This is a genomic window from Streptococcus suis (genome assembly GCF_019794555.1).
GTDB classification, from domain to species: Bacteria; Bacillota; Bacilli; order Lactobacillales; family Streptococcaceae; genus Streptococcus; species Streptococcus suis_AB.
The window spans coordinates 46090-52922 of sequence record NZ_JAIMEP010000013.1 but is presented as its reverse complement, the minus strand read 5'-3'; the positions used below and the strand labels follow the sequence as shown (position 1 = coordinate 52922).

The following is a 6833-nucleotide window of genomic DNA, read 5'->3' as shown; positions in this document are numbered from 1 at the left end:
CCTCGAAAGAAGTCGCTTTTATCGAAAATTGGATTAACAACTACCCTAAAAAATGCTTGGACTACAAGTCGCCGAGTGAATTTCTTATGGGTGGCTAATTTCAACTTGAAATTTGGGTTCAGGCAAAAAGGTCGAACAAATGTAGGAATTTTCAGAATATTCCTTGACATTCTAACACTGTGTGTTATTATAGTAGATACCACGTTTGTAGGGAGGAGGAATGTTTGTGCAAGAAATTCAATTGGATCAACCGTGTTCGGGATCGTTTCTAATCTTAGATACCTTGCATCAACTTGGAGTGGACCTTGTTTTTGGTTATCCAGGGGGAGCAGTATTGCCACTGTATGATGCTATCCATCAGTATGAGGGCATTCAGCATATTTTGGCTCGTCATGAGCAAGGTGCCGTACACGAAGCAGAAGGTTACGCTAAATCATCAGGAAAGGTGGGCGTAGCGATTGTCACTTCAGGACCGGGGGCTACAAATGCCATTACAGGGATTGCTGATGCCATGGGCGATAGCGTGCCACTATTAGTATTTAGTGGACAAGTAGCGACAAGAGGGATTGGTAAAGATGCCTTTCAGGAAGCGGATGTATTAGGTATGACCATGCCGATTACCAAGTATAATTATCAGATTCGTGACACGGCAGATATTCCTCGAGTGATTACAGAAGCGCTACATATTGCGACTACAGGTCGTCCTGGACCAGTTGTGATTGATGTCCCGAAAGATATTCAAGAGAAGATCGTAGAATCTTACCATGATCCTGCTCTGCATTTACCAAGTTACCAACCGACAGTTGAACCAAATGGTTTGCAGGTTAAGAAAATTTTGAAACAGCTTAGCCAAGCTCAAAAACCAGTTATATTGGCTGGTGGTGGCGTCAACTATGCAGATGCCAACAAAGAATTAGTTGCCTTTGCAGAGCGCTACCGTATTCCAGTTGTTTCAACCCTTCTAGGGTTGGGGGCGATGCCAATTGAGCACGAACTATCTTTAGCCATGGGTGGTATGCACGGTTCATATGCTGCCAATATGGCTATGGATCAGGCTGATTACATTATCAATATTGGAGCGCGATTCGATGACCGCCTAACAGGAGATCCAACAACCTATGCGCCAAATGCGACGGTAGCACATATTGATATTGATCCCGCTGAAATTGGTAAAGTTGTCAAAACGGCTATTCCAGTAGTGGGCGATGCTAAGGCAACCTTGAAAGATCTGCTTGCTTTAGAAACAGTTGAAACAGGCTATGCTGATTGGACGGCACAAGTATTGGAAAACAAACGTCGGGCGCCATTTTGGTATGATGAAGATGAAAAGGTTATTAAGCCACAGGCGGCAATTGAATTAATTGGTCAGTTGACGCAAGGGGATGCCATTGTCGTGACAGACGTTGGTCAGCATCAAATGTGGGCTGCCCAATTTTACCCTTACAAACATGCTCGACAGCTGATAACATCAGGTGGCATGGGTACCATGGGATTTGGTATTCCGGCAGCTATCGGTGCCAAATTAGCTAATCCAGATAAAGAAGTAATTGTCTTTGTTGGTGATGGAGGATTTCAAATGACCAACCAAGAATTGGCTATTCTGAATGGTTATGGCGTACCGATAAAGGTTGTATTGATCAATAACCATTCTCTTGGAATGGTTCGGCAATGGCAGGAATCATTCTATGAAAAACGCCGCAGTCAATCCGTCTTTGATGATGAACCAAATTTCCAATTGTTGGCAGAAGCTTATGGCATTAGTCATTATAGTTTTAACAATCCAGTGACACTGAGCGAAGATATGGAAGTTATCCTAGAAGATAAGCCAATGTTGATTGAAATACATATTTCCAATCGGGAACATGTACAACCGATGGTGCCAGCTGGTAAGAGTAATGCGGAAATGTTGGGGGTGAAGTTCAATGCGTAGAATGTTAACAGCAAAATTACGGAATTCATCTGGTGTTCTTAACCGCTTTACAGGTGTACTATCTCGCCGTCAAATCAATATTGAATCCATATCTGTTGGACCGACAGAGGTAAAAGATGTCTCCCGTGTGACGGTGATAGTGGATGTTGAAAACCTTGACGAAGTCGAACAAATTATTAAGCAATTGAATCGTTTAATTGATGTAGTCCGTGTCCGCGACTTGACCGAAATACCTCACCTAGAGCGCGAAGTAATTCTTGTTAAGATTTCAGCTCCACCTACAAAACGAGCAGAAATTTTAGCAATTATTCAGCCATTTAGAGCAAATGTTGTAGATGTAGCACCACACTCTATTACCATCCAAATGACTGGTGATGGAGATAAGATAGAAGCACTCTTACGCGTAATTCAACCTTATGGAATCAAGAATATCGCAAGAACGGGCGCGACTGGCTTTAGTAGAGACTAATGCACTTCGATAATAAACACTATACTTCGTTGACTAGGCTTGATGAACAATCGTTCTATCATCGCCTTCGTCGCTTAATCTAGCGTTTATTATCTTTGAGAATATAAAACTACAAATAAAATATAGAAAAGAGAAAGAATTATGACAGTAGAAATGCAATATGAAAAAGATGTAACAGTAGCAGCACTTGATGGCAAACGTATCGCCGTTATCGGTTATGGTTCGCAAGGTCATGCACATGCACAAAACTTGCGTGATACAGGCCATGATGTCATCATCGGTGTTCGTGCAGGTAAGTCATTTGACAAAGCAAAAGAAGATGGTTTTGAAACTTTTGAAGTTGCAGAAGCAACAAAACAAGCTGATGTCATTATGATTTTGGCTCCAGACGAAATTCAAGCAGATTTATATGAGAACGAAGTTGCTCCAAACTTGGAAGCGGGCAATGCCCTTGGTTTTGCCCATGGTTTCAACGTTCACTTTGAATTTATCAAGGTACCAGCAGATGTGGATGTCTTCATGTGTGCACCAAAAGGTCCAGGTCACTTGGTTCGTCGTACATTTGAGGAAGGCTTTGGTGTGCCTGCTCTTTACGCAGTATATCAAGATGCTACTGGTAATGCGAAACATATTGCGATGGATTGGGCAAAAGGTGTGGGTTCAGCTCGCGTAGGACTTTTGGAAACTACTTTCAAAGAGGAAACAGAAGAAGATTTGTTTGGTGAACAAGCAGTTCTCTGTGGTGGTTTAACTGCACTGATGGAGGCAGGTTTTGAAGTATTGACAGAAGCTGGCTATGCACCAGAATTAGCTTACTTTGAAGTATTGCATGAAATGAAACTGATTGTTGACCTTGTTTACGAAGGTGGTTTCAAGAAAATGCGCCAATCTATTTCAAACACTGCTGAGTTCGGTGACTATGTATCAGGTCCACGTGTGATTACTGATCAAGTGAAAGAAAACATGAAAGCAGTTCTTGCGGATATCCAGTCAGGTAAATTTGCAAATGACTTTGTAAATGACTATAAAGCAGGCCGCCCACGTATGGAAGCATATCGTAAAGAAGCAGAAAATCTTGAAATTGAAAAAGTTGGTGCAGAACTCCGCAAAGCAATGCCATTTGTCGGACGCAACGACGACGACGCCTTCAAGATTTATAACTAGAATAGCCTGCGGATAGGCTATTCTAGCCCTCGCCCAGAAATTGAAAAGCGAGGTAAGGGAAGGGGACTATTTTAACCCTCGCCTAGAAATTGAAAAGCGAGGAAAGACATGTTTGGACTGTTTTAGCCCTCGCCTGAAAATGAAAGAGCGAGGAAGTCCAGTAGGCTATTCTAGCCCTCGCCCAGAAATTGAAAAGCGAGGTAATGGAAGGAAACTGTTTTAGCCCTTGCCTGAAAATGAAAGAGCGAGGAAGTCTATGGCTAGGCAAAAGAGAGGCTTGCCTATCGTCAAGCCCTATAACTCCCCTCTGACAGTTTCCCAAACTGCCAGATTCCAATCCTCTGTTTAATTGATAGAACTACAAGAGCTGGCTTGCCCGGCTCTTTTGGTCATTGTTGGAAAGTTGTTTAGAAAATTAAAAGAATATTTTCAGTATATTTCCGAGAATTGACTCAACATTGTAATGAAAAGAAATAAATGAAAAGCAGTTTGTATAGTCGAATGAATTAGTTTCCAGACAAGGTACTGAGGTGCAGGCAATACTAGAGTACGGCAAGCCGAAAGTGAAGGTGTATCAAAGCTAATTCAAGTAACTAAGTCATTTATTGGATGCGATGTCACCCTCTCTATGGCGGTTCACTGATTTGGATATTTATTTTTGAAGTGATTAAAAAACTGGTATAATAAAAAATAGAATATTTAAGTATAAATACTATATTTATTTTTGCATTATTGGTACAATAGATATAAATAGAAAGAAAAAAGTGCATTATGATTTCAGCAAGAGATATTGAACAAGCGTATTCAGTTCTGAAAGACGTTGTCGTCCGGACTCCATTGGATTTTAACCGCTATTTATCTGAAAGATATGGAGCAAGCATCTATATCAAGAGAGAAAATGAACAGCGCGTTCGCTCGTTTAAAATTCGCGGTGCTTATTATGCCATTTCACAACTGACAGATGCAGACAAAGCGAATGGAGTTGTTTGCGCATCTGCTGGTAACCATGCCCAAGGGGTAGCGTATACCTGTAAAGAAATGCAGATTCCGGCAACAATTTTTATGCCAATAACGACACCTCAACAAAAAATTGGACAAGTTAAGTTTTTTGGTGGAGAGTTTGTCGAGATTCGTTTGGTTGGGGATACCTTTGATGAGTCGGCTACAGCGGCGATGAAGTACACTGAGGAAACGGGAAAAACATTTATTGACCCCTTCGATGATCCCAATGTACAAGCTGGCCAAGGTACTGTTGCTTATGAAATTCTTGAGGAAGCCGAAGAGCAGTCTGTGAGTTTTGATCAGCTACTCGTCCCAGTTGGTGGAGGGGGTCTAATTGCTGGGGTCTCTGCCTATCTGAAAGACCAAGCACCTGAGATTAAAATTGTTGGCGTAGAGGCGAGTGGTGCAAGGTCGATGAAGGCTGCTTTTGATAAAGGTCGCCCTGTTAAGTTGGAGCATATTGATAAATTCGCAGATGGTATTGCTGTTCAAAAAGTTGGGAAAACAACTTATGAAGTGGCGCGCAAAAATGTTGATCAACTGATTGGCGTTGACGAGGGTCGGATTTCGGAAACCATTTTGGATCTATATTCAAAATTGGGAATTGTTGCTGAACCTGCTGGCGCAGCAACAATTGCGGCACTTGAAGTAATCAAGGATCAAATAAAGGGCCAAACGATTTGCTGTATCATTTCTGGAGGAAACAATGATATTAACCGTATGCCAGAAATGGAAGAGCGTGCTCTAATTTATGAGGGGATAAAACATTATTTTGTGGTCAATTTTCCTCAAAGACCGGGAGCTCTTCGTGAATTTGTTAACCACATTTTAGGTCCGAATGATGATATTACACGGTTTGAATACATAAAACGTGCGAATAAAGGAACGGGTCCGGTTTTAATAGGGATTGCATTGGGTGATAAGAGGGATTACGCTGAGTTTATTGCACGACTAGAACAATTTGATCCTCAATATATCAATTTGCATGAGAATGATTCGCTTTATAAAATGCTAGTTTAGGAGGTTACTATGTCTACTGGTTCAATTATTTTTATTGTTGTGGTGCTGTTTGTATTATTTATCGCTTTGATTTTGCTCTTTTCAGGTTTGTATGTGGTTAAGCAACAGACTGTTGCTATCATTGAACGATTCGGTAAGTATCAAAAAACATCAACATCTGGGATTAACTTTAAAATTCCATTTGGTGTAGATGTGATTGCGGCCCGAATTCAGTTACGGATGCTACAAAGTGAAATTATTGTTGAAACAAAAACACAGGACAATGTTTTTGTGACAATGAATGTAGCAACTCAGTACCGAGTTAATGAGAATAATGTGACGGATGCTTACTATAAACTCATGCATCCAGAGGCACAAATCAAATCATATATTGAAGATGCCTTACGCTCATCAGTTCCTAAATTGACTTTGGATGAATTGTTTGAAAAGAAAGATGAAATTGCCCTAGAAGTTCAAAGGCAAGTAGCTGAAGAGATGTCAACCTATGGTTATGTTATTGTAAAAACCTTGATTACAAAGGTTGAACCAGATGCAGAAGTGAAGCAATCAATGAATGAAATCAACGCAGCTCAGCGCAAACGGGTTGCGGCTCAGGAATTGGCAGAAGCAGATAAAATTAAAATTGTTACTGCCGCAGAGGCAGAAGCTGAAAAAGATCGCCTACATGGTGTGGGGATTGCTCACCAACGTAAAGCTATAGTGGATGGTTTAGCAGATTCGATTCGTGAATTGAAGGAATCCAATGTCAGTTTGACGGAAGAGCAAATCATGTCAATTCTGTTGACGAACCAATATTTGGACACTTTAAATAATTTTGCACAAGGAGGTAATAATACAATTTTCCTTCCTGGGAATCCAGAAGGAGTTGAGGACATTCGGACTCAAATACTATCCGCTCTAAAAGTTAAGTAATTTTTGGCAAAAACCGAATGTTTTGCTTGACAAAATGTGCAAGGCTGTATTATACTAAGTTGCACGAATAAAATGGAAAGGGGTTTCTCATGACAAGTTACGAAAAAGTTGCTGCAGTAGTTAACTGGGTACGTGAAAAGAAAATCACTGGCTACCGTATTAGTAAAGAAACTAATGCTCGTGAAATGTCAGTCATCGCTCTTGCACAAGGCCGTGCTAAGATTGATAACATCTCATTTGCAACTGCATTGGGTTTGATTGACTTTTACGATAAAAACCACAAAAAATTTGAAAACTAATCTATGTAGTTTTAAAAAAGAGGTTCCGATAAGGAGG

General features: G+C 40.8%; 6 protein-coding genes. All 6 read left to right on the top strand.

What is annotated here, in order from left to right:
• Positions 1-220: 220 nt before the first annotated feature.
• On the top strand, positions 221-1930 hold the full coding sequence (locus K6V48_RS06920; RefSeq protein WP_404830140.1) for an acetolactate synthase large subunit: 1710 nt from the start codon (positions 221-223) through the stop codon (positions 1928-1930).
• On the top strand, positions 1923-2399 hold the full coding sequence (gene ilvN, locus K6V48_RS06915; RefSeq protein WP_171989112.1) for an acetolactate synthase small subunit: 477 nt from the start codon (positions 1923-1925) through the stop codon (positions 2397-2399). Before K6V48_RS06920 ends, ilvN begins: the two co-directional genes overlap by 8 nt.
• 141 nt (positions 2400-2540) lie before the next feature.
• Positions 2541-3563 (top strand): ketol-acid reductoisomerase, encoded by a 1023-nt coding sequence (ilvC, locus tag K6V48_RS06910; RefSeq protein WP_024403876.1) that lies wholly within the window; start codon positions 2541-2543, stop codon positions 3561-3563.
• Positions 3564-4334: 771 nt separating this feature from the next.
• Positions 4335-5585, top strand: a complete 1251-nt coding sequence (ilvA, locus tag K6V48_RS06905) for a threonine ammonia-lyase IlvA (RefSeq protein WP_172065554.1) — start codon at positions 4335-4337, stop codon at positions 5583-5585.
• Between the two features lie 9 nt (positions 5586-5594).
• On the top strand, positions 5595-6497 hold the full coding sequence (locus K6V48_RS06900) for an SPFH domain-containing protein (RefSeq protein ID WP_024397006.1): 903 nt from the start codon (positions 5595-5597) through the stop codon (positions 6495-6497).
• An 89-nt stretch (positions 6498-6586) separates the two neighbouring features.
• Complete coding sequence (locus K6V48_RS06895) at positions 6587-6796, top strand: capsule biosynthesis transcriptional regulator (RefSeq protein ID WP_024391394.1); 210 nt, start codon at positions 6587-6589, stop codon at positions 6794-6796.
• The last annotated feature ends 37 nt before the right edge of the window (positions 6797-6833 follow it).